Source organism: Bacillus sp. 3103sda1, from assembly GCF_024159135.1.
Classification (GTDB): Bacteria; Bacillota; Bacilli; order Bacillales; family Bacillaceae_G; genus Bacillus_A; species Bacillus_A rhizoplanae.
Window position 1 is genome coordinate 4,078,781 of the sequence record NZ_JAMYWS010000001.1, and the last position, 22,118, is coordinate 4,100,898.

Annotated in this window: 21 protein-coding genes, 1 pseudogene and 1 riboswitch; of the genes and pseudogenes, 8 read left to right on the top strand and 14 right to left on the bottom strand. The window is 36.3% G+C overall.

Annotated elements, in window-relative coordinates; genetic code table 11:
* Positions 1-222: 222 nt before the first annotated feature.
* Together NKR74_RS20410 and NKR74_RS20415 are read right to left on the bottom strand one after the other, a co-directional pair.
* Positions 223-861 (bottom strand): response regulator, encoded by a 639-nt coding sequence (locus NKR74_RS20410; RefSeq protein ID WP_253630667.1) that lies wholly within the window; start codon positions 859-861, stop codon positions 223-225.
* Positions 836-2,695, bottom strand: a complete 1,860-nt coding sequence (locus NKR74_RS20415; RefSeq protein WP_253630668.1) for a GAF domain-containing sensor histidine kinase — start codon at positions 2,693-2,695, stop codon at positions 836-838. Before NKR74_RS20415 ends, NKR74_RS20410 begins: the two co-directional genes overlap by 26 nt.
* Before the next feature lie 393 nt (positions 2,696-3,088).
* Between NKR74_RS20415 and NKR74_RS20420 the strand changes: the two genes are divergently transcribed.
* The gene (locus NKR74_RS20420; RefSeq protein ID WP_253630669.1) at positions 3,089-3,529 is read left to right on the top strand and encodes a hypothetical protein; all 441 of its coding nucleotides are present in this window, start codon (positions 3,089-3,091) and stop codon (positions 3,527-3,529) included.
* Between the two features lie 192 nt (positions 3,530-3,721).
* Positions 3,722-4,255: a GNAT family N-acetyltransferase gene (locus NKR74_RS20425; RefSeq protein ID WP_253630670.1), complete on the top strand. Its 534-nt coding sequence runs from the start codon at positions 3,722-3,724 to the stop codon at positions 4,253-4,255.
* A 71-nt stretch (positions 4,256-4,326) separates the two neighbouring features.
* Here the strand turns inward: NKR74_RS20425 and NKR74_RS20430 are convergent, their stop codons facing one another.
* Genes NKR74_RS20430 through NKR74_RS20440 form a run of 3 tightly spaced genes read right to left on the bottom strand, consistent with a single transcriptional unit; the run spans position 4,327 to position 6,090 of the window.
* Complete coding sequence (locus tag NKR74_RS20430; RefSeq protein WP_253630671.1) at positions 4,327-4,971, bottom strand: NUDIX hydrolase; 645 nt, start codon at positions 4,969-4,971, stop codon at positions 4,327-4,329.
* Between the two features lie 22 nt (positions 4,972-4,993).
* Positions 4,994-5,584, bottom strand: a complete 591-nt coding sequence (gene mobA / locus NKR74_RS20435) for a molybdenum cofactor guanylyltransferase (RefSeq protein WP_253630672.1) — start codon at positions 5,582-5,584, stop codon at positions 4,994-4,996.
* Positions 5,581-6,090 carry a MogA/MoaB family molybdenum cofactor biosynthesis protein gene (locus NKR74_RS20440; protein ID WP_253630673.1) on the bottom strand — a complete coding sequence of 170 codons (510 nt, stop codon included), beginning with the start codon at positions 6,088-6,090 and terminating at the stop codon, positions 5,581-5,583. The genes mobA and NKR74_RS20440 overlap by 4 nt, the downstream gene beginning before the upstream one ends.
* Positions 6,091-6,251: 161 nt before the next feature.
* On the opposite strand from NKR74_RS20440, the gene NKR74_RS20445 reads away from it, so the two are divergent.
* Positions 6,252-6,434, top strand: coding sequence for a hypothetical protein (locus tag NKR74_RS20445; protein WP_230576108.1), 183 nt, complete (start codon positions 6,252-6,254; stop codon positions 6,432-6,434).
* A gap of 3 nt (positions 6,435-6,437) precedes the next feature.
* Positions 6,438-6,623, top strand: coding sequence for a hypothetical protein (locus tag NKR74_RS20450; protein ID WP_253630674.1), 186 nt, complete (start codon positions 6,438-6,440; stop codon positions 6,621-6,623).
* Positions 6,624-6,673: 50 nt separating this feature from the next.
* Here the strand turns inward: NKR74_RS20450 and NKR74_RS20455 are convergent, their stop codons facing one another.
* Positions 6,674-8,458 carry a helix-turn-helix transcriptional regulator gene (locus tag NKR74_RS20455; RefSeq protein ID WP_253630675.1) on the bottom strand — a complete coding sequence of 595 codons (1,785 nt, stop codon included), beginning with the start codon at positions 8,456-8,458 and terminating at the stop codon, positions 6,674-6,676.
* 186 nt (positions 8,459-8,644) lie between these two features.
* On the opposite strand from NKR74_RS20455, the gene NKR74_RS20460 reads away from it, so the two are divergent.
* On the top strand, positions 8,645-9,346 hold the full coding sequence (locus NKR74_RS20460) for a hypothetical protein (protein WP_253630676.1): 702 nt from the start codon (positions 8,645-8,647) through the stop codon (positions 9,344-9,346).
* A 178-nt stretch (positions 9,347-9,524) separates the two neighbouring features.
* Here the strand turns inward: NKR74_RS20460 and metK are convergent, their stop codons facing one another.
* The gene (gene metK, locus NKR74_RS20465; RefSeq protein ID WP_098306603.1) at positions 9,525-10,724 is read right to left on the bottom strand and encodes a methionine adenosyltransferase; all 1,200 of its coding nucleotides are present in this window, start codon (positions 10,722-10,724) and stop codon (positions 9,525-9,527) included.
* Between the two features lie 165 nt (positions 10,725-10,889).
* Positions 10,890-11,014, bottom strand: a riboswitch (SAM riboswitch).
* A 219-nt stretch (positions 11,015-11,233) separates the two neighbouring features.
* On the opposite strand from metK, the gene pckA reads away from it, so the two are divergent.
* The gene (gene pckA, locus NKR74_RS20470; RefSeq protein WP_253630677.1) at positions 11,234-12,820 is read left to right on the top strand and encodes a phosphoenolpyruvate carboxykinase (ATP); all 1,587 of its coding nucleotides are present in this window, start codon (positions 11,234-11,236) and stop codon (positions 12,818-12,820) included.
* A 152-nt stretch (positions 12,821-12,972) separates the two neighbouring features.
* On the opposite strand, the pseudogene NKR74_RS20475 reads toward pckA, so the two are convergent.
* Positions 12,973-13,343: pseudogene (locus tag NKR74_RS20475) on the bottom strand (ATP synthase subunit I).
* Positions 13,344-13,595: 252 nt separating this feature from the next.
* On the opposite strand from NKR74_RS20475, the gene NKR74_RS20480 reads away from it, so the two are divergent.
* On the top strand, positions 13,596-13,817 hold the full coding sequence (locus NKR74_RS20480) for a hypothetical protein (RefSeq protein ID WP_098306599.1): 222 nt from the start codon (positions 13,596-13,598) through the stop codon (positions 13,815-13,817).
* A gap of 23 nt (positions 13,818-13,840) precedes the next feature.
* On the opposite strand, the gene NKR74_RS20485 is transcribed toward NKR74_RS20480, so the two are convergent.
* Both NKR74_RS20485 and NKR74_RS20490 read right to left on the bottom strand, forming a co-directional pair.
* On the bottom strand, positions 13,841-14,746 hold the full coding sequence (locus NKR74_RS20485) for a DMT family transporter (protein ID WP_253630678.1): 906 nt from the start codon (positions 14,744-14,746) through the stop codon (positions 13,841-13,843).
* A 429-nt stretch (positions 14,747-15,175) separates the two neighbouring features.
* Positions 15,176-15,499, bottom strand: coding sequence for an iron-sulfur cluster biosynthesis family protein (locus NKR74_RS20490; RefSeq protein ID WP_253630679.1), 324 nt, complete (start codon positions 15,497-15,499; stop codon positions 15,176-15,178).
* A 134-nt stretch (positions 15,500-15,633) separates the two neighbouring features.
* Here NKR74_RS20490 and NKR74_RS20495 point away from each other — a divergent pair, with 134 nt between their 5' ends.
* Entirely contained in the window at positions 15,634-16,536 is a 903-nt protein-coding gene (locus NKR74_RS20495; RefSeq protein WP_253630680.1) for a Nif3-like dinuclear metal center hexameric protein, read from the top strand.
* 98 nt (positions 16,537-16,634) lie between these two features.
* Here the strand turns inward: NKR74_RS20495 and NKR74_RS20500 are convergent, their stop codons facing one another.
* From NKR74_RS20500 to NKR74_RS20515, 4 genes are all read right to left on the bottom strand, one after another.
* The gene (locus tag NKR74_RS20500; RefSeq protein ID WP_253630681.1) at positions 16,635-18,473 is read right to left on the bottom strand and encodes an acyltransferase family protein; all 1,839 of its coding nucleotides are present in this window, start codon (positions 18,471-18,473) and stop codon (positions 16,635-16,637) included.
* Positions 18,474-18,928: 455 nt separating this feature from the next.
* Positions 18,929-19,696: a 2-phosphosulfolactate phosphatase gene (locus NKR74_RS20505; protein WP_253630682.1), complete on the bottom strand. Its 768-nt coding sequence runs from the start codon at positions 19,694-19,696 to the stop codon at positions 18,929-18,931.
* Between the two features lie 460 nt (positions 19,697-20,156).
* Entirely contained in the window at positions 20,157-21,608 is a 1,452-nt protein-coding gene (locus NKR74_RS20510) for an RNA-guided endonuclease InsQ/TnpB family protein (protein WP_253630683.1), read from the bottom strand.
* Between the two features lie 5 nt (positions 21,609-21,613).
* Positions 21,614-22,054 carry a phosphotransferase gene (locus NKR74_RS20515; RefSeq protein ID WP_253630684.1) on the bottom strand — a complete coding sequence of 147 codons (441 nt, stop codon included), beginning with the start codon at positions 22,052-22,054 and terminating at the stop codon, positions 21,614-21,616.
* Positions 22,055-22,118: the final 64 nt, after the last annotated feature.

The window sequence follows — 22,118 nt, forward strand, 5'->3', positions numbered from 1 at the left end:
ATTTATATTTTATTCTAAATTTGTCACTTTAGATTCTTAATCTACTAGTAAACTATGATTCTGTCCTTATTATCTAGAATTTTAATCTTTCTGAAAATTAGACAAAAGAAGTAATTTCATAGCTATTGGTTCTAAAGCAAAATAAAACAAAAGAACTATTCCGCACCTTATTATTTTGAGTAAAATAATAAAACACAGAACAGTTCTTTTAAGCACTTTCATTTAAGAAAATGGAACAAGCTGATTTCGAACGGCATATATGACTGCTTGTGAACGGCTTTTCACATTTAGTTTTTTAAAAATCTTATTAATGTGAATTTTAACTGTCTTGTCACTGATATATAGGGCTTCAGCAATTTCTTTATTACTAAGGCCTTTGACCAATTCAAACAGTATTTCTTTTTCACGCTCTGTCAGTTCATTTTCATTTGATTCTGATTTCGTTTGCTGATGGTATGTAATCAACTTTTTAGTCATACGCGGGTGAATCACAGAATCTCCTTGTAATACCATTCGAATCGCCGCCACCACTTGCTCGGATGATGAATCCTTCAGTAAATAACCGTCTGCACCTGCCCGAAGAGCAGACATCAAATATTCATCATGCTCATACATCGTTAATACGAGAACGCGGCAGTTCGGATACTGTTCTTTCACGAGCGATGTAGCCTCGATACCATTTTTTCCTGGTAAATTAATATCCATTAAGATACAATCAGGTCTACACTCTTCCACTTTCTTTAATACCTCATCCCCGGAAACAGCTTCTCCAACTACTCGCATATCAGATTCGAGTTCCAATATACTTCGAATTCCATCACGCAAAACAGTATGATCATCCACTACTAATATTCGAATCATGATACTCCTCCCCCATTTCTGAATCTGGAATTAACAATGTGATTTCTGTGCCTTTTCCTGCTGAACTATCAATCTGAAGAGCAGCCCCTAACTGTTCAGCCTGTTCATTCATATGTAATATACCATAATGCGGCTCATTCTTTGCTTTAATCATAGATTCAAAAAGGGAAAAACCAATTCCATTATCCTTCACTTTCAAAAGTACATGTTCCCGTTGATAACTTAGTAAAACGTCAACTTTATCTGCCTTCGCATGCTTTACAATGTTCTGCAAGCTCTCCTGTAAAGTATCAAAGATGACTCGTTCTTTCGTAAAATTAAGTTTTCGAGAACGGCCTCTTTCATGATATGTAATAGCTAGACCATATTCTTGTTTTAAGGATTGAATTTTATTTGTAATTGCTTGTTTTAGCCCTAGCCTTTGTGTTGGATATGGCTTTAAAGCATAAATAGAATAACGAACTTCCCCTAAACTTTTCCGTAATTTTTTTATGCTTGTATCTACCACTTGCTGCATGTCCTTTGGTCGATCTGCATACTTTTTCTGAGCTGACTCCATCTGGAATATCACTCCGGCCAATGCTTGTGCGATTCCATCGTGAATTTCACGAGCAATTCGATTTCTTTCTTCCAAAATTGTTCTTTTTTCCTGTTCAGAAACAAGTGTCCGTGTTTTAAGCAAACTGCCCAATTGATTGGCAAACGTAGCTAAAGTCTGTACATCTTCAGTAATAAAACTCGCACTTCTGCTTTTCCCTGCCACAAACATTCCAACTAATTCATGATTTACTTTAAGAGGTAAATATACAAGAGAGCGCATCGTATTTTCAAACACTTCATCTCCCGGAGCCATACCTGTTTTCCAATCCGTAACAACAACAGTTTCAGATATCTCTTCAAACTTCGCATACAGGTCAGAATAATCAGAAATATCACGACGTACTTTTCCATCCTTTAATAAAAGTGTCCAGTTCTCCTCATCTTTTGCCCATAAAACATATGCCTGTATTCCTAGGAATCCTTTCAGTGATTGTTTCATCTGCTGTAAGTTTCCGGCAGATAACCCATGACTCAATTCCGTCGTAATGGAAAAAAGCTTATATAATCGTTCTTTTTCCACCCGTATTTGTCTAACAAAAGAGCTGATGATACAGATTGCCACAAGCGGAAAAAAGAAGAACAGAACCATAATTTCATCCATCACTCCGCGATATCGGTAATCTAAAATATGTATAAGCGAGGAGTAAAATAAACAAACACTCACACTCAATAATACTAATATATTTTTTTTACGCCACTCTTCTAGCGGATATGGCTGAGGAAGAAGTATGATTAAAAGATCGTAAAGAATGCTGTTAAAAAAGGAAAGAAACACACTAAATAAAAACAAGCTTATGAATTTTTCATATAAAACTGAGAGATTCATCCCAGAAATAAAAAGAGAGAGACATTCGCTGGAAAACCAGTCTGCTAATATGATACTAAGAGCAAGCTGAGCACAATTAAATAGTGTCCTTTGCATAGGTAAGCGGCGAAGCAAATGGATACATAACATTGCACATACACAAGAAACAACAGTTATATGTATTCCAAACTGCCAATTCATCGTATAAATGAGCGTAAGACTGAGTGTGATTCCCCCTCTCCAAATGCGGATAGGAAAATACTCAGTAATCCCCATAAACATAATTAACAACAAAAGCAGTATGAGATGAGAAGGCATTTTACTTAAAAATAAAGAAATGATAACAGCAATCACACCAAGAAAAGAAATAGAATAAATATAAAAACTAGCTACTTGTTCTCTCATAGAAGTAAAGTCTATCTTTTTCAAAACGATCCCTCCCCCAAAAATCTATTACCATCATTATCTAACAAAAAACCGGCACTGGCAAAATGAGAATGTTCCCATTAGCCAATCACCGGCTGTACGCTGTCCCTTAGGGAGGGTGGCACACTTTTAGTATAAAATGGAATTGTCTGTTTTACCATCCACCAAATGTTATAATTGTAAACTAATTCCACTTATAACTATATAGAACCAAAGATGTATATAAATCAATTTCATAATTGTTTCTTTACTGGTAAAAGATAATGCCTTGGATCCAATTTGTTCATATAATTCATCCTGCTTAAAATAATTTGGGCCATAAATAAGCTTCATATAAGAATCACGCAACATACTCATATTTTAAATGCGCATAAAAAAAAATGAGGTGATTTTTTCATGAATAACGAGCAAATGTACTATCCGTATGTAAATTATAATCAACAGCAGTATTATCAACATCCAGATTATCAACAGCAGTATTATCAACACCCAAATTATCAACCATTCGAGGACACAAGGGAGATCGACGATGACGTCTATCGTCCCGATGATGCTGAAGATGCTCCAACATCACCACCACCAGCACAACCACCATCTGCACCAGCAGCATTTTCTTCTCCTATACAAATGGGGCAAATCCGATCAGCGCTATGTAATTGTTTAGGAAGATGGGGATTTATTGGTTTAAGAACACCAGGACCTTTTGGAAGAGATTTTTGGTTTTATCCAACTGAAGTTAGAAAAAACGGGGTAGTCGGATATATTTGGCAAGGAGGACGCCGCCGAAAAGTAAGCTATCGATATTCACAAATTAGAAACTTTATGTGTATGTCTTAACGTGAATAACAGACCAACTATTTAAAAAGAGGAGGAGGAGTCCTCTTCTTTTTATATTTCCTATAAAACTTAAGGAATTTTATAGCATCCCAAAACAAGCTTCATAATTATTTCCGAGACTCGATTACAGCTATTAAATTTTTCAAATTAATATTATGATTAATGTAACTAATTCGAAAGAAGTTGAGAAATATGAAAACAATATGTTTAAGAAACGGAAAAGAAGTAATTATAAGAGAGGCTTTACAAAAAGACGCTCAATCTATGATTGATTTTTATAATGTAGTCGGCGGCGAAACTGATTTTCTTTCATTCGGGAAAAATGAGTTCAGTATGTCTTTACATGATTATGAAAAATTCATAGAATCTACTGGAGCAGATAATAGTTCCATCATCTTACTAGCAACAATGGATGATGAAATCATAAGCATCGCATCCATTACCTCTAGCCCAAAAGCTAGAACGAAACATGTAGGAACACTAGGAATCGTAATTGCGGAAGAGCACTGCGGATTCGGTTTAGGTAGAATACTGATGGACGAGCTTATCGAGTGGGCAAAATTAAATGGGACTACGAAGAGAATACATCTCGTAACGAGAGAAGATAATGCTAGAGCAATCGAGTTATATAAAAAAGTTGGATTTGAAGAAGAAGGGGTATTGAAACAAGATACATATATAAATGGTGTTTATTATAATACTCTTATTATGGGCTTGATGATTTAGATACCTATATAACGTAAAACTTCCATCAGTGGGGCTTTTCTTCATCCCCCACTGATGTTTAGTCATTCGCTTTACGCTTCAGTACGCCCTAACGATTTCATATTCTCTCTCATCAACCTTATAATGCTCTCATAATACGAATGTTCATGCTGAACAAATTTACTTTTATCTACGGTCTTATGGATTAAAACTTTTTCCCCAGCTTCATTCATTTCGAATCCTTCCACTGTAATTTCATCCATTTCTCCTAACCAAAGTTCAGAAAAACTGTTAAATTCAGCTTTAACAATGCCTGATACTTCTTCTATTTGCAGCTTGTATTCATCCATTGGTTTTTTATTTTCATATAAAAAAACGTGAGCTAATTCTTTATCAATAAAATCATCTATTGCACCACAATCATCGATAATACCTAATGACACGAGTTCATCAAACGAGACATCGATTCCTACTTCTTCCTTCACCTCTCGGATTCCATCATATACTGTTTCATGTGCCAATATATGTCCAGCAGCTGTAATGTCTAACAAATTCGGATAGTCCTTTTTTGTCTCACTACGAATTTGAAAATGAATATAATCTACTCCGTTTTCTCTACTTATAAACCAGCAATGAAACGTCTCATGCCAATGCCCAAGTTTATGTACTTCTTCGCGAGTTGCTACTCCTATTTGATTTCTATGGTCATCAAATATTTTCAGTAATTCACTCTCCATTATATATTCCCTTCTTCCCCATTCACTTCCTATTCTGTAATTGGCTATATTCTTCTTTTGTATTCACATTAAGAAATAACTCTGTCGACAGCTGCGATTCTTCCGCCGTCACATACTGGACATTACACTGAGATAATAGCCCCTGCATACTTCTCTTACCTTCTTTTAATAACTGTTCTATTTTTCCTTTTACCTTGTGATGATATAGCGCTAAAAGTGGTTGCTTCCGTCCTTCCACTAATGGAACAATTGCTTCATATGTTTCGTCTGCTCGTTCGATGAATGTCATCGCCCATGCTTTCGAAATATTTGGTGTGTCACACGGTGCAACAATATACCAATCTGCATCTACAAATTCCATGCCTGTTAATAAACCGGCAAGCGGACCGTTTCCTTTATACAGCGCAATATCTTCTACAACTGGTACATGCAGTATATGCGAGAGCTCATTTGTAATCGCTGGATGGCTAATTACAACAATGTCTGTAACAACTTCTTTCAAAGCTTCTATACTATGTTCAATAAATGTTTTTCCGCACCAAGTTGCTAATGCTTTCGGTTCTCCAAAACGACTGGACTGTCCGCCGGCTAATACAATTCCTGCAATTTTCACTGGCGATGCAACTCAAATGTAATGTGTCCAAGCTCTGGTAAAATTAATTTCTTCATCGCAAGGCGAACCGCACCTGTTGATCCTGGCATAGAAAAGACAACTTTCTGTCCAATTGTCCCGCCAATTGCTCTGCTTAACATCGCTGCGCTGCCGATATCTTCTAAATAACTAATCATCCGAAATAGTTCTCCAAAGCCTACAATTTCTTTATCAAGCAACGCTTCTACTGCTTCAATTGTAACATCACGTTTTGTAATACCGGTGCCGCCGTTTGTTAACACAACATCTACATCTTCTTGTTGGCAGCCTGCTAACACAGCTTGCTGAATGCTTTCTTTATCGTCTTTTACAATTTCATAAGCTGTTACTTGATGATTTGCTTCTATTAATAACTCTTTTAATAACTGGCCGCTTTTATCTGTTTCTTCTGTACGTGTATCCGAAATCGTTATGATTTTACAACGAACCTGTGCCGGTGCTTGTTTTTTATGTTCTGTGACGCTCATTGTCATTCGCTCCTTCTTCTGAACTATCTAAATTTTATCATATATGATGCAGCAACAAAAAAATGTGCGGCATGTCACACATTTTTATAGAAAAAACACCTCACTTCCGTATTTTTCCTTATAATAGAAATATAGGGATTTTCAAAAGGGAGGAATTTCATATGGATACAATGCGAAAATTAACGACACTATTTATCTTACTTTTCGTCGCTTCCATTAGCGCTGGCATGGCACTAAAAGACGCTGTACCTTACGCAGCCATTGGCGGTTTTGGCTTCGCGACAATCTTTTTACTTTGTAGTGCATACTGCTTCGGAAAATCCCGTTCACAGAGGGGGCAATAATCGATGTTCGGTAAAAAATCAGCTATGTGTACATCATGCGGAAAGGAAATTGCAGTACATGAACGTTCTTGGATTTACATGCAATATCCGCCAAGCGGTATAACAAATATTCAAAAGTATATTGAGCTGGGCGGAGAAGTTTATTGTACTTCTTGCGTTGGGAAAGTAGAAAAACAGGAAAGCAATTAAATAAAAAGAAGCTTTGCACGTGTGTACAAAGCTTTTTTCTTCCTAATCATTTATAAAAAAGCTTCCTCCTCTGCTTTTTTTACAGCTTCACTTCTTCCAGAAACCTTAAGCTTCAGATATATAGAAGAAACATAGTTCCTCACAGTCCCTTCAGATAAAAACAATTTTTTTGCAATTTCTTTATATCGAAGTCCCTCTTTAAGAGCACCTAAGACCTCAATTTCACGTCGCGTCAATTCATAAGGATACTTTCTTGGTATTGAGCTATATGCGTTAAACAAACGATTCGCAGCACCTTGAGACAACATAGTCCCTCCTGAATTTACTAATCTAATTGCCGCCACTAATTCTTTAGGTGGGGCAGATTTAAGTACATACCCTTCAGCCCCTGCTTTAAGCGCTTCAGAAACACTAGAAGATTCTTCAAAAGTCGTCACCATAATAACTTTAGTACTTGGCCATTTCCTCTTAATTTCTTCTGTCGCTATAATCCCATTCATTTCAGGCATTTGTACATCCATAAGAACAATATCTGGTTGATTTACTTCACATTTTTCTAAAGCCTGTTTTCCACTATTCGCAACTGTAACATTAAAGCCAGTATATTGATTCAATAAAAGTTCTAAGCTATCTAACACCATAGATTGATCATCTACTATTAATATATTTATTTCATCTTCAGTGGGAGTCTTCTCTATATGTAAGCTTGGAATTACACAAGTTACAATGGTTCCAGCATTCTTTTGAGAGTCTATATACAAGCTTCCTTGATATTCGTTTAGGCGATTTCTCATTCCAGATAAGCCAAATCCCTCTTGGATATATCCTGTTCCTTTACCATTATCTTGTACCTGAAGCATGACATGATTTTTATGATATTGTAAAAGAACTTGTATCGACTCTGCTTCTCCATGCCTAGTTGCATTTGTCATTGCCTCTTGTAAACAACGACAAAAAGTCATTTTGACTTTTTTTGCTATCGTATACTGCTCTCCAATTGTTCGAAAAACAACATCAACGTGTGTATTGCTTTTAAATTCTTCTATAATATTAAGCAAAGATACATCTAAATTTAATTCCTCTTCTAATGGATCCATTTCATGAATTTGTCTTCGAATACTCTCTAAGCCAGATCGTGACATATCTAATATATCTTGTAATTTTTTTTGCCCTTCTTCAGTAGTTAAGTGGGGTTTTAATGTTTCCATACTTAATATAACTGACGTAAATTTATAACCAACAGTATCATGTAATTCCCTCGCCATTCTACATCTTTCCTCAAGTAGGGTCATTCTTTCAACTTGTGAAGAATATTGTTCTAAAATCGCATTCTTCTCTTTAATTAATTTGAGTTTTTGTTTAATTGAATCCATAGAAAAAACAATTCTCTGTAACACATGTCCAACGCTATAAATGAAAAGAACGTCAAATAGACCTAGAAGCAAGTGATTTAATTTATCATCAAAATTCAAGAAAACTCCGAATATATAAACGATAATTGTTAGAGGCAATGTATAGAAATTAGCTTTTCCACGACAAAAAAATGCCAATGTTAAAATTGCAGGAGAAAAAAACTGTGCTAAATGATAGGTATATGCAAGATAAAGTGAAAGCCCTCCTACTAAGATTATCTCAGCTAATAAATATAGTTCATATCGAATTTTATATAATATTACAGGTATGACATACAGTATTAAGGTCATACCAAAAACACTTTCAAAAGGGAATGTAGGATTATCTCGATACGTTAAAATCGTAACTGCAGCAATCCAAAAGATACGAATGAATACGATTAACCAATGCTGCCAAAGTAATTTCTTTTGTGCATAAATCAACTGTATAAGCACCTCCCACTAAAAACCCTCACTTTATGTATATATTTTCCATAAATGTATTTTTATCATAGCAAGGTTATTACATTTTGTCACTGTGCTTTATTACATTAATTTTGATACGTTGATAACTAAGAACACGACTCATAATGTTGAATTGAAATTTAAAATGAATAAGGAGATGAAAAAATGAAGCAAAAGTTAATCATTTTTTGTACGTTAATCACTTTAATTCTTACTAGCTGTTCAAGTTCTAAAAGTGAAACAAAAGAACAAAAACTGGAACTACCAGCCTCTAATGTTAAGAAATTAACATTAGATAATCGTAATGGTAATATTGATATTTCAACAAATGCTACATCAGATAAAATAGAAGCTTCTATCAATGCAAAAGCAAAAGGAATTAGCATGGACAAATTAAAACTAGATCTTTCAGAAAAAAATGGAGTTGCCAACTTAAATACTTCTTTTGATGGGCAATTCTTTAGTAATAGTGAAACTTGGGTTGATGTTAAACTCTCAGTACCTAAAAACGTAAAAGTAGAATTTAAAGAAAATCATAGAGACGGTGATATTAAAGTTTCTAAACTGGATTCAGATATAAACATACTTAATGTTAATGGAAATATAGACATTTCCAATGTTGAAGGGACTGTAGGTGTAACAAATAGGGATGGAAAAATTAATATTTCCAGTGTGTCATCTAATGTCAATGTTGACAATAATAATGGGGCTGTTGTTATTAAAGATATTGATGGATCGGTACGGGCTAAAATTGGTGATGGTTCAGCCGATATCAATAGTGTTGGAAAAAATGTTACGATTGTAGGTGCTAAAAATGATAAGATAAAAGTGGATGGTGTTAAAGGGAAAGTAACATTCAATAAATGACTTTTTTTGTGAAACAACCATATAACATAGACAAACAGTCTTTCTTATTTTTAAAATAAGAAATTATTCTCTATACAAATATACATCATTGTTGAACTCACCTAATAAAGAGAACTTAATGTATTTCTATAAATAAAAAAAGCCTTGCGCGTGTGCGCAAAGCTTTTTTCTTCCTATATTATAGACCAGCTTGCTCTTTTAAAGCTTCAGCTTTGTCTGTACGCTCCCAAGAAAGATCCACATCAGTACGTCCGAAGTGGCCGTATGCTGCTGTTTGTTTGTAAATTGGGCGACGTAAGTCTAGCATTTTGATGATACCAGCTGGGCGAAGATCGAAGTTGTTGCGGATTAGTTCTACTAATACTTCTTCAGATACTTTTCCAGTGCCGAATGTATCAACAGAGATAGATACTGGTTTCGCTACGCCGATTGCGTATGCAAGTTGTACTTCTGCTTTGTCAGCAAGACCTGCTGCTACGATGTTTTTCGCAACGTAACGAGCTGCGTATGCTGCAGAACGGTCAACTTTTGTTGCATCCTTACCAGAGAATGCACCACCGCCGTGACGAGCGTATCCACCGTAAGTATCTACGATAATTTTACGACCTGTTAAACCAGCATCCCCTTGTGGTCCACCGATAACGAAGCGGCCAGTTGGGTTAATGAAGAATTTTGTTTCTTCATCGATTAATTCAGCTGGTACAACTGGTTTAATTACGAATTCTTTTAAGTTGCGATCGATTTGTTCCCAAGAAATCTCTGGGTGATGTTGCGTAGAGATTACAATTGTATCAACGCGAACTGGTTTACCGTTTTCATCATACTCTACTGTTACTTGTGTTTTACCGTCTGGACGTAAGTATGGTAATGTATCATCTTTACGAACTTCAGTTAAACGACGAGCTAATTTATGAGCAAGAGAGATTGGAAGTGGCATTAATTCTTTTGTTTCATTACATGCGAAACCAAACATTAAACCTTGGTCGCCTGCACCAATTGCTTCGATCTCTTCGTCAGTCATTTGACCTTCGCGTGCTTCTAACGCTTTGTCAACACCCATTGCGATGTCAGCAGACTGCTCATCGATAGATGTTAAAACTGCACAAGTTTCTGAATCGAAACCGTATTTTGCACGAGTATAACCAATTCCTTTAATTGTTTCACGAACGATTTTTGGAATATCTACATAAGTAGAAGTCGTAATTTCTCCCGCTACCAATACTAAACCAGTTGTTACTGTTGTTTCACAAGCTACACGTGCGTTTGCATCTTTTGCTAAGATTGCATCTAAAATTGAATCAGAAATTTGGTCACTAATTTTATCTGGATGTCCTTCAGTTACAGACTCAGATGTGAACAGATGACGTTTTTTTGTCATGTGGTAAACCTCCCGACAGTAAATGTATATATTGTACGGAACTCATCCTTAATTTGCCACAAACTGCGACATTCATGTATTCTCCCACAAGCGCAAAAGAAAAACCTTTCCTATATATAGAGGAAAGGTTGTATTCGCTACTTGCATACTGCTTTTTGCCCTTCGCTCTTATCGCTCGAGACATTACATCTCGCACAGGTTTAAGCACCTATTCACTTGCGCTTGTCGTACATACAAGTGAGGTTGCCGGGCTTCATCGGGCCTGTCCCTCCGCCAGCTCGGGATAAGAGAGTATCCGTCCTCAACTATACTAAAGAAATGCTTTTCATTTGTCAATCCATATACACATATTCCTATAAGTTTTTAACGGCAGAAATTTATGGAAAAAAATAATATAATAACACAAACAAAAATAAATAAATAGTATACATTATTTATATCATTGTGTTATACTTTTAGTGGGAATTACGAGGAATATTCATAAATCAAACAAAGGATGGTAAATAAATATGAGTACTGTGAATGTCCAAATTGGATTACATGAGTTATTAAACGGAAGCAATGCACAGGTTCAATTGAGCGTTCCACAATTAACGGAAAAAGTATTAATGAGAAAAGAAGGACGATTGACTTCTACTGGCGCTGTTTCTGTTTCAACAGGAAAATATACAGGACGTTCTCCGAAAGACAAATTTATTGTAGACGAAGCATCTGTTACGGATAAAATCGCTTGGGGTTCGGTAAACCAACCGATTTCTGAAGAGCATTTTAATAAATTATATACAAAAGTATTAGAATACTTAAAAGAAAAAGAAGAACTATTCGTATTCAAAGGATTTGCAGGAGCAGACCGCAACTATCGTCTTCCTCTTCAAGTTATTAATGAATATGCATGGCATAACTTATTCGCACATCAATTATTCATTCGTCCAACTGAGGAAGAATTAAAAAATCATGATTCACAGTTCACAATTGTATCTGCACCAAACTTTAAAGCAGATCCAGAAATCGACGGCACGAACTCAGAAACATTTATTATCGTTTCATTTGAAAAGCGTATCGTGTTAATCGGAGGTACAGAGTACGCTGGTGAAATGAAGAAATCAATCTTCTCTATCATGAACTACTTACTTCCAGAACAAGATATTTTTTCTATGCACTGCTCTGCAAACGTAGGTGAAGAAGGCGATGTTGCTTTATTCTTCGGTTTATCTGGAACAGGTAAAACAACATTATCTGCTGATCCAAACCGCAAATTAATTGGTGATGACGAGCATGGTTGGTCTGATAACGGCGTATTCAATATTGAAGGCGGTTGCTATGCAAAATGTGTGAACTTATCTCGCGAGAAAGAGCCACAAATCTTTGATGCGATTAAATTCGGCTCTGTTTTAGAAAACGTTGTGATTGATGATCATACACGCATTGCAAATTATGATGACACTGCATTAACAGAAAATACACGTGCAGCTTATCCAATTGATGCAATTGATAACATCGTATTACCTAGCGTTGCAGGTCATCCAAATACAATCATTTTCTTAACTGCTGATGCATTTGGCGTATTGCCTCCAATCAGCAAATTAACGAAAGAGCAAGCTATGTACCATTTCTTAAGCGGTTTTACTAGTAAACTGGCTGGAACTGAGCGCGGTATTACTTCACCGCAAGTAACATTCTCAACATGCTTCGGTTCTCCATTCTTACCGCTTGATGCATCTCGCTATGCAGAAATGCTTGGAGAAAAAATCGAGAAGCACGATGCTAAAGTATTCTTAGTGAACACTGGCTGGACTGGCGGCGAATACGGCGTTGGAAAACGTATGAACTTAGGTCATACACGTGCAATGGTGCAAGCTGCATTAAACGGCGAATTAGATAGCGCTGAAACAGTGAAACATGATATCTTTGGTCTTGAAGTACCACTTCATGTTCCTGGTGTACCTGATGAAGTATTAATGCCAGAACAAACATGGACTGATAAAGAAGCTTACAAAGCAAAAGCAACTGAGCTTGCGAATAAGTTCAAAGAAAACTTCAAGAAATTTGATAACGTTTCTGAAACAATTGTAAAACTTGGCGGTCCAATCGCTTAAACCCGACTTTACTTTGAAATATCCTAAATCATGTGAATAAGTATGTTGTTATTGCAAGAAAACAAGTACTCACCGACAAAGCCCACGTTTTCTTGTGATAGCACATGCTTACATATAAAAAGAGGCTTACGGGTAATCTCGTAGCCTCTTTCCTATTTCTTAGCATCTTTCATACTGTAATATGCTAAATTTATAACAATTAATATATATCCACCCATAATTCCAACAGCAAATGCCCACATCACCATATGATGTTCAATTTCGTACATAATAATTGCGCCAAGTATCGCTGCTGCAAACCTATTTATCATTCCCATAGTAGGTGCTTTCCTTTTTTTACTACACTCTCTCCAATCTTTTCAATGCGGCGTCCTAAAATCCAAACACAATACGTGCTCACAAGAAAGCCAAGACCTATTCCTAAAAAATGTGGAGATAACGGGGTAAATGCCCATCCAAATAGTACAACCGCTAAAATATAATACATTTGTACTTTAAATGTTTGTAATGACATACTAATCATTCTGTAACTCCTTTACTGCAAACTCTTTATATCAAACCTCATCCATTTTTTATGGAATCGTTCTCACTATTTACACAGTGTTTATATTAGTAAAATACTTTCTGGAAATAATATTATACAAAATTTCTCCTATAAGCAGTACGTCGAATTGTGTCGTTTTGACAAACGTTTTTGATGATTGTTGAAAAAAAGATATCAATCTTACAAAATATGGATATAATATATAAGTACACAGTAAAGGAGGGACTTCCATTGCTCTTCTTTTTAATCGCTCTTATTCATTTTGTTATCCCAGCTCTTGTTGGCTTAACATTATATTGGTACACACCTAAGCATAGTATTTTTTATGCGGTCCTCAGCGTTCTTCTCACAGGTATGATTCTTATTAGCTTTTTCCGCTTACCTGTCCTCAACTGGATTCCATTTATTACAGCTATTTTGTATCTTATTTTCTTACCTAAAATAAAAAAATAAGAAAGCAGATTTGATCTGCTTTCTTATTTTGATATATTTTCTTTTACGAGTAATGTTTGATTAGCTTTTTTAGATTTTACAAACCACAAACCAACAAAAATAACAATTCCACCTATCATTTGTTGTAAAGATAGCTGCTCTCTCGCCCATATTGCCGCAAATAAAACTGCTACAAACGGTGTAACGTACATATACACCATCGTATGAGATGCACCAATTTTTTGAATCCCAACGTACCACATGACAAGCCCAAATACAGTAACGAAAAAAATCGAATATAATAACGAAAACCATGTACTGCCATGCTGAATCTCAAAAGGCAGCTGAACAATTCGCCAACCGCTTAATACTACAAGTGGTACTGCACCAATTGCTGCTGACCAGGCCGTTACGCGCAGGGCTGAATATCTCTTCATAAGCGGCCCTGCTAAGACAGGATACAATCCCCAGCAAATCGAAGTAATCAGTCCAATTGCATTGCCATAAAAAGATTGCACAAGTGAATGCCCTGCAAGTAATACAAGTGCTGCTCCTATACACGCAATGACTGATCCAATGAGTTTACGTGATGAAAGCTGTTCTTCTTTCAAGAATACGGCAAACATCGTTGTAAAAATGGGAGAAATCGAAATTAACAGTGACGCATTAGTTGCAGACGTATGTTGAATCGTCTCCATGAACAGCGTTTGATACAGCGTAATCCCCACCATACTAACGAAAATAAGCCTGACAACATCTTTCCATGCAATATAAAGCGATTTTTCTATGTAAAACGCCAACAATAATAAAAGCGGTGCAGCAGTAACCATGCGCATTGCTGTAAATTGGATTGCTGTTAATTCTACAATACCGTATTTTCCGATTGTATAATTGATTCCCCATATAATTACGACACAAAAAAGCAGTAATTCAATCCCCCATCTTTTCATACATTTCCCCCACTATACCCGATACTTTACCTCATTAAGATTCAAGAAACATGCTGAAATTCCTTCTCACTTTCAAAATTCCTACTTTCCTCATTGAAATTTAGAATTTTTTCTTACGCATGCATAAAAGAGAAATATATATATAAATACAGAAAAGCGACTATCTCAGCAACAACACATGAAACGGAAAACCATCATCAAGATCATACTTATTATACTTTTTCTCTTTTTATTTCTCATTGTTCTTGGAGTCCTTTCTTTCTACCTCAATTCCTCACCAGAAACGATTATTCAGGAAAAAGAAATCCATTAATACATGCTAATATCCGTGGATGGAAACTCTCACCGCTGAATCTTAACGTATACAAGCAGCAAAATAAAAAAGAAGAAAGCAAATATAATCTGCTTTCTTCTTTTTTATTCTATTCATTACACCCGGACATGCAGTTTCATATTCGGATTATAATATTGACTTGGGCTTTTTAATTGAAAGTTTCCTCCTGATTCCTGAAAATCAACAATCAAGTTATCATCCATAAAAACGAGCTTCGTTCGATCTGCAATAAACTGAAATTTGTTTGATGAAATCTCTACATCGCGCTCATCTTTTTCAGATACAGCAACTAAGTCAATAATCCCACTCATCACACAGCCGCATCCTTCGTTATCATAAAATAATTTTATATATTTTGCCTCACTTGGAATCATTTCTTTTATTTTTGCATATGCCGCTTCTGTCACTGTAACATTCATTGTTTTTCCTCCTACATATATAACGATTATCCTATTGTAGCATTCTTTTTCATAAACTGATCTGATTTGTATATACAGAAAATTCATTCAAATATATAATAAAATTCATATATTTTCCAAAGGAGGAGTTCATCATGCCACCACTCCAAGACATACAACATCAATTAGATACTTTATTTGCAGTTCATAAGCATGGAATAGACCCTGGATTTAGTCGTTTTATTCCAGCTGTTTATGATCCTATTTCGTTTCCATGGCAAGATTTCTTTGAAAATGATTTTGTTACATATTTTAACGGACTCATGCTAAAAGGGGCAGATACTGTTCAAAACGTATTTCTAGCTGTCTTTCCAACAGATGAGGTGCTAGATAGGTTTCTTTCTGAAGGAAAAGCTGGAGACTTATTATTTATGCATCATCCGCTTGTCATGGAATGCGGAGACCCCCAAGGCTTACCAGGGCGCGGATTCGTTCCTATTCCAAAGCATTATTTACAAGCAATAAAAGAAAAAGGATTATCCGTGTACACATGTCACGCACCAATGGACCGTCATCAAACGTATGGTACAAGTATCGCCATCGCCAAAGCACTACGTGCATCAGTAATTGAAAGCTTCGCTGAAGGCGATGGATTGATTTGTGAAATTGCTCCAACTCATACAAACGAACTAATTGAAAAAGCAAAAAAGATTTTTAACATCCCGTATGTAGACTTGGAAGGACAAACACGTTCTCACATTTCGAAAATCGCAATCATCGCTGGCTGCGGCGATAAAGTAAGCATGATGCAAGAAGCAGAAGAAAAAGGGGCGCAGGCTTATATTACCGGGGAAGTGCATTGTCATATTGATAACGAATATGGGAAAAAGAAATATGCCACCATGAAAGAGTACATCCCGCATACAAGTATGTCGCTTATTGGGGTCTCTCATTCTGCGTCTGAGTTTTTAGTGAAAAAGACGCTAATGTATGATTGGTTTTCGCAAAACTTTCATGTAAATGTTGTGTTACTGCCGCAGGAGAAATGGTGGTATTAATACAAAAAGCGCTATTCTTTCTGTAAAAAAGAATAGCGCTTTTTCCTACTCATTTAAAAACCACTTTAAGGTCACAACGAGTGTTTTATTAGCTAAGCCTACTTAATCTCCTTCACTACAAGTGAAGCGTATGCCTCTGCCCCTGTTTTCGTCAAATGGACTCCATCTGGTTCAAAATATTCCTGCTTCCCAGCACTTGCTGAATACCAATCGACTAGTGTGACATTTGAGAAATTCTTCGCTGCTTCTTTTAATCTCTCATTCACCAATGATTCCCATGGACGCGGCACTCTTGTATTAATTAATATAACTTTACGTTCATTACCTATCGATTGAATCAATGATGTGATTTGCTCAGTAGTAAATGCTCCATTTGTACCTAATCCGATAATTACATACTCTCCTAAATTACCCTCTTTTTTCATTTTATCTACCGTGGCGGTTGCTTCAGACATTTGTCTTCCAATCTTCGCATCGATCTTAATATTAGGAAAAGTATTTTTCAAATATGGAGATATGTCAATCATAATTGAATCTCCAATGGCTGTAACTGTTGGAGGTTCTTTAGGCTTCTCAGAAACCGTTCCTTTTTCTTCTTTATTTTGAGCTGGTTTATCAGCCTGTTCTTTTTGTTCCGTTTGTTCTTTTGGTTTTGTTTGCTCTTTTGGTTTCGTTTGTTCTTTTTGTTCTGTTTGCACTGCTTCTATACTAGCTTTTTTAGAATCCGCTTTTGCTTGGCTCCCTGTTAATAAACCGAAACCAGCTGTCACAGAAACCAATAGTGCAAATGCTAAAGCTAGCTTACCACTTAACGCTAAGTTTCTTATGCTTAAGTTATGTAAACGAATATTCTTCAATGCACCTTGACGAATTGGATTTTCGATAAATTTCCATGAAAGCTGCGCTATAAACAGAATAAGAAAAAGTTGAAAAATGGCCCTCGTAAACTGAAATTCTCCAGTACTTACTTGCGGACTTGTCAATGTGATAATCGGATAATGCCAGAGATATATCCCATATGATCGGACACCCATCCATCGTAAAGGCCTAAACCTTAAAAATACACTAATTCGGCTAGCTGGATGAGCAAGGTTCGCTACTAATAATGCGGTAACAATCGAGAAAAGGAACATTCCTCCGCGGTATAGGAATGGATCATATTGATTCGTCTTCCAAAACATAAAGAGAATCACAATAAGAGCAATTCCTCCAATTACATCAAGAGCAAGACGAGCTGACGGAATAATGTTATTAGCAAGCCTACTGCTCGGCCAAATTAAAGCGAGTGCTGCACCAATCAATAAGGAAAACGCTCTTGTATCGGTACCATAATAAACCCTACTTGGATCAGCGCCCGGTACATATATCATTGCCATTGCGACAGCTGAAGCAATCGCTCCGAGAAAAATAAGTAGAGTCATACGGGACTGTTTTTTTATATAGGAAAATCCTAAACTAATTATGAGCGGCCAAACTACATAGAACTGTTCCTCAACAGCTAATGACCAAAAATGATTCAGTGGAGCAAGTTGGCCAAAACTATCAAAATATGATACTTTGTGAAATATATACCACCAGTTACTAACATAGAATAAAGCTGCTAATGAATCTCCCCACATTTTTCCAAGTAAGGAACTATGAAAAATTGTAATCCATGCTAAGATTATAACAAGCATGACAAGCATTCCTGGAAGCAATCTCCTTGCCCTACGCAACCAGAAATTTTTCAAATCAATCCTCTTTTTTTCCTTCCATTCAATAACAAGAAGATCGGTAATTAAATAACCAGAAAGTACAAAAAATACAGTAACGCCTAGGAATCCTCCAGGTAACCACTTAGGATTGAGATGATACAAAATAACACCTAGTATGGCTAGGCCTCTTAGACTTTCTAATCCAACCATATAACGACGATCTTTCTTTAATGGTTCAGGCATTCACGGTCACCTCCCATGTCTCTCCAAGAATTCTATCAATTTTAGACTATAACCAGAATATAAACCCATCTATATTTTATGTAATACTACATTTTAAAATGTATCATCAATCATGTAAAGGTTCAACTGAGATATGTGTAATGTGGTTCCGGTAAAAGAAATCTACCGAACTTAGACATATTGATTCTATTAAATTTAAAAGGATAATTTTTAGAAAATGCTAGTTTATATAACAAATTCCCTTTATCACACACCTATCTTCCTCGCTTCTCTCTCAATCTTGAGGTGGGGTCTTACCGCCCAAAAATAGCGGGATAAAGTGAAACTTCCATCAGTGGGGGTTTTCTTCATCCCCCACTGATGGTTAGTTGAACCAATCGGGCTCTTACGGGCAGTTATCTCCCACCTATCTTCTTTGTTTTCTCAGAATCTTGAGGTGGGAGTCTTACTGCCCGTTAGTGCGGGATAAAATTCACAAACCGGTCATTCTGTAAAAATGGTACTACTTGCAGTAGATTTAGAGATGCACTATGTGTTACGTCCTCCGCGAATCCACGTTCACGTAACTCTCGGCCACTCCCGCAATCCCAAATAAACTCATTAAGATTGAACTTTGCATTTTGAAAAGCACCCATACATAACTGTGCTTCAACTGACTTACTTCCTTGTAAATTTTCTATGATTGCACCTGCCCCTAAATAATCTTCTATTGCTGGTCTCAGCTCATTTTCATCTTCCTTTGGATCTTCCCAATGTTCTCCGCAGGGGACAACCGTAATATTTGCACCAGTTTGTTTTTGGAGGAGATTCGCAGCTTCCGCAACAGCTGAAGCATTCAGTAAACAGCCAATGAAAAGAGCAGGAACTTTCGAAGCAATCCATGTACAAGACGCACCGTTTAACGAACATAAAACAAACCTCTTCCCTTGATCAGCATCGTTAAATGTTACCGGGGATAAAGAATGCTTGCCCATTTTCGCTGCTTCTGCCCTGCTTAACATAAGCTCTGCACCTAATTGCTGTGCATACGCTTTTGCTCTTTCATTTAACGGCGGCGGATATGGAAAGATCTCAGCCCCTACATGTAAAGCTGTGACTACTGTTGAAGAAAAACTAAGAACATCTACAATAATCGTAATATCTCCTCGCTTCGCTGCCTCCCTAGCGCCGCGCCGTCCCCACTCTATGCGACATTGAAATGAAGATTGATCAAAGACTGACATATAGTGTCCCCCATCTATTATTATTACTTTCATTCTCATGTTAGCTGCATACTACAAAAAGAAATAGACTATTTTTCAGAATTTTGATAACATATCGAATGAGGTCTGTATAAAAAACTTAAAAAATCCACATCTGTATACGGAACTCCCTGTTCAATCCGATATCGCAAATCTTTTAATGTGTAAACCTGCCATTCTTCTAATTTGTCAAAATCCCATACTTCATGAAACAGCGTAAATAAAAAAACTTCCCGTAATTTAAGAAAAAGTGGAATTTACTTTAATATTTCTTTATTCATCGTATGTTCTTTATTATATCCTTCTATAAAACACTTCATAAATTCTTTGGGAAAGGATACATGTTCCGGTCTTAATGATAGTCCTTGCCACACTGCATGATGAAGACTCCCGCCACTTATCTCCTTCGGATCTTGAAGTGGGGGTTTCTCGTGTATCATCTTCAGAAGACGCTTAACACGAGTGGAGTTGACACAGCTGCCTGATGGCACAACCCCTCTATTCCATCGGCAAATGCCTTTGGAACTGCTTTTTTTAAGATATTATAGGAACCATTCACATCTGCGTTCAGTAGTTTATTCTCTTTCGTACGATACAACCCACGTGTGATCCGTTTACCACTGAATACAGGAATGTCTTCCTCACCGTAAGTGGGGATCGCATCATTGTCTAGAAAGGATGCCTTGCTTGTATACGATTCTTCCACGACTTGTACAGCAATACCTTTTCGTTTTGCCTTATAGGTGATCATTTCAATGAGTGAACTATGTGGAATATGACAAAAAGATTGATTCTGGCGTTTCCCCATCTCACTCTTTTGTTTCCATGATGTATTTTTTCCGATTACAATCATAGAGATCTCCTGTTGAATCGCAAGCTGAACAATGTGGTGACTCATTTTATGGAAGAGGTCTTTTATTTTGAGAAACCGTTTCTCATGAAGCCTCTCTAAACGGTTTGATGTGTGTAGTCCTTCTTTTGGTTCTTTTCCATGACGAAGAACCTCCAGTAAATGAGCCTTCTGCTTGTTATAGTATTGGTTAATGCTTTTGATCACTTTGCCCTTTACTAACACAGGTATGGTCCCTGTATTCGTTGTGATAGTTGCAATGTTATTGATCCCTAGGTCAATACTCATATAACGATTGTTGTCAACATGCCCAGGTGCTGGTTCGGACTGTTCTGTCACAATTTCCACTTTAAACTTCCCATAAGCAGGAGAAACACGTACCTCTTTTAGATTGCCAATCCACCCAAACAATTTACCAATATTTAATTTTATGCTTGTTTTTGGAAAACGAATGTACTTCTCTTGGAGTTTACATACTTGGTTCGTAAATATAATTTCTTTCGTAGATGATTTGATATATTTTGGAATACGAGGTCTGCCAGTAAAAGTGGAAGGACATTTTTGATATGCCTTGATAGAAGCAAAAAATGATTTCCAGTTTTGATATAACCTCTTCATGACTGCTTGATTCGTTTGTGCTGGCAAATTCATATAATCTTGTTGCTTCATTGTTTTAAACAAACAATCTAAAAAGTTATACGATAGAAACGATTTCTCTTTTGTCGGGAATGTAAACAAGTTACATTTCATTTCTTTTTGTTCTTTAACAGGTTTTTTTTTCTGTTTTTGTACGCGTTTTTGATACGCACGAAGTTGATTTTCATTCATGATTTCAATATGTGCTTGTAATGTATGAAGGACTTCTTGTTGAAGTGGCTGTAATGGTCGCTCTGTACGTAAGGCTGTATACACTTGGCGAATGTAGAAGTTTGTTGTATTGTAGAGATTTTTTGCGTTTTGACACATCTCTAGGAAGTAAGAATATAACTTATGACCTTTCTTGATCCAAATTTGATAGGTTACATATTCTTTTTCCTTCGTCATAATTTTCACCTCCTTCTTTCCTTCATAATACTACAAAACGTCAAAAAGAACATACATTCGTGTTGGTGTAAAAATATTTTTACGAATGCAACTGGCAAGGAAACATTTACGCCATTTGCATTTAAACTGCGTATAAATTCCAATTCACTTTGGATTTGCTTGATTGTTCTACGAGAACTAGGTGTAATACGCAAAATGCGCCTTTCTCCTCCATACGTATACTCATATACCTCATTTTGAAATCCACTAGAGAGCTTAACACAGCTTTCTTCTTTTCCTCCAAAACACTTCAATGCTTGTTTTACTTTCGCATGCATATTACATACCCCTTCTCTGCTCTTCTTTTCCTTGTACATTTCCTTCATCTCTTTTAACAAAGTGATACTTCCGTTGTTATGACGAAAAAAATGAAATCCGCACATCGTTATTTTTTCTTTTCTGCTCAAAAAATTCCTCCTCTGTCCACTCACATATAGGCATTTACCCACATACATTAAAGTAGATGTATTT

Bases quoted from the DNA above. Each gene is read 5' to 3' on its own strand.
- pckA (WP_253630677.1), top strand. From the start codon at position 11,234: ATGAGTACTGTGAATGTCCAAATTGGATTACATGAGTTATTAAACGGA.
- NKR74_RS20485 (WP_253630678.1), bottom strand. From the start codon at position 14,746: ATGAAAAGATGGGGGATTGAATTACTGCTTTTTTGTGTCGTAATTATA.
- NKR74_RS20430 (WP_253630671.1), bottom strand. From the start codon at position 4,971: ATGGAGAGTGAATTACTGAAAATATTTGATGACCATAGAAATCAAATA.
- metK (WP_098306603.1), bottom strand. From the start codon at position 10,724: ATGACAAAAAAACGTCATCTGTTCACATCTGAGTCTGTAACTGAAGGA.
- NKR74_RS20445 (WP_230576108.1), top strand. From the start codon at position 6,252: ATGGATACAATGCGAAAATTAACGACACTATTTATCTTACTTTTCGTC.
- NKR74_RS20490 (WP_253630679.1), bottom strand. From the start codon at position 15,499: ATGAATGTTACAGTGACAGAAGCGGCATATGCAAAAATAAAAGAAATG.
- NKR74_RS20425 (WP_253630670.1), top strand. From the start codon at position 3,722: ATGAAAACAATATGTTTAAGAAACGGAAAAGAAGTAATTATAAGAGAG.
- NKR74_RS20420 (WP_253630669.1), top strand. From the start codon at position 3,089: ATGAATAACGAGCAAATGTACTATCCGTATGTAAATTATAATCAACAG.
- NKR74_RS20495 (WP_253630680.1), top strand. From the start codon at position 15,634: ATGCCACCACTCCAAGACATACAACATCAATTAGATACTTTATTTGCA.
- NKR74_RS20505 (WP_253630682.1), bottom strand. From the start codon at position 19,696: ATGTCAGTCTTTGATCAATCTTCATTTCAATGTCGCATAGAGTGGGGA.
- NKR74_RS20500 (WP_253630681.1), bottom strand. From the start codon at position 18,473: ATGCCTGAACCATTAAAGAAAGATCGTCGTTATATGGTTGGATTAGAA.
- NKR74_RS20440 (WP_253630673.1), bottom strand. From the start codon at position 6,090: ATGAGCGTCACAGAACATAAAAAACAAGCACCGGCACAGGTTCGTTGT.
- NKR74_RS20450 (WP_253630674.1), top strand. From the start codon at position 6,438: ATGTTCGGTAAAAAATCAGCTATGTGTACATCATGCGGAAAGGAAATT.
- NKR74_RS20510 (WP_253630683.1), bottom strand. From the start codon at position 21,608: ATGACGAAGGAAAAAGAATATGTAACCTATCAAATTTGGATCAAGAAA.
- NKR74_RS20410 (WP_253630667.1), bottom strand. From the start codon at position 861: ATGATTCGAATATTAGTAGTGGATGATCATACTGTTTTGCGTGATGGA.
- NKR74_RS20460 (WP_253630676.1), top strand. From the start codon at position 8,645: ATGAAGCAAAAGTTAATCATTTTTTGTACGTTAATCACTTTAATTCTT.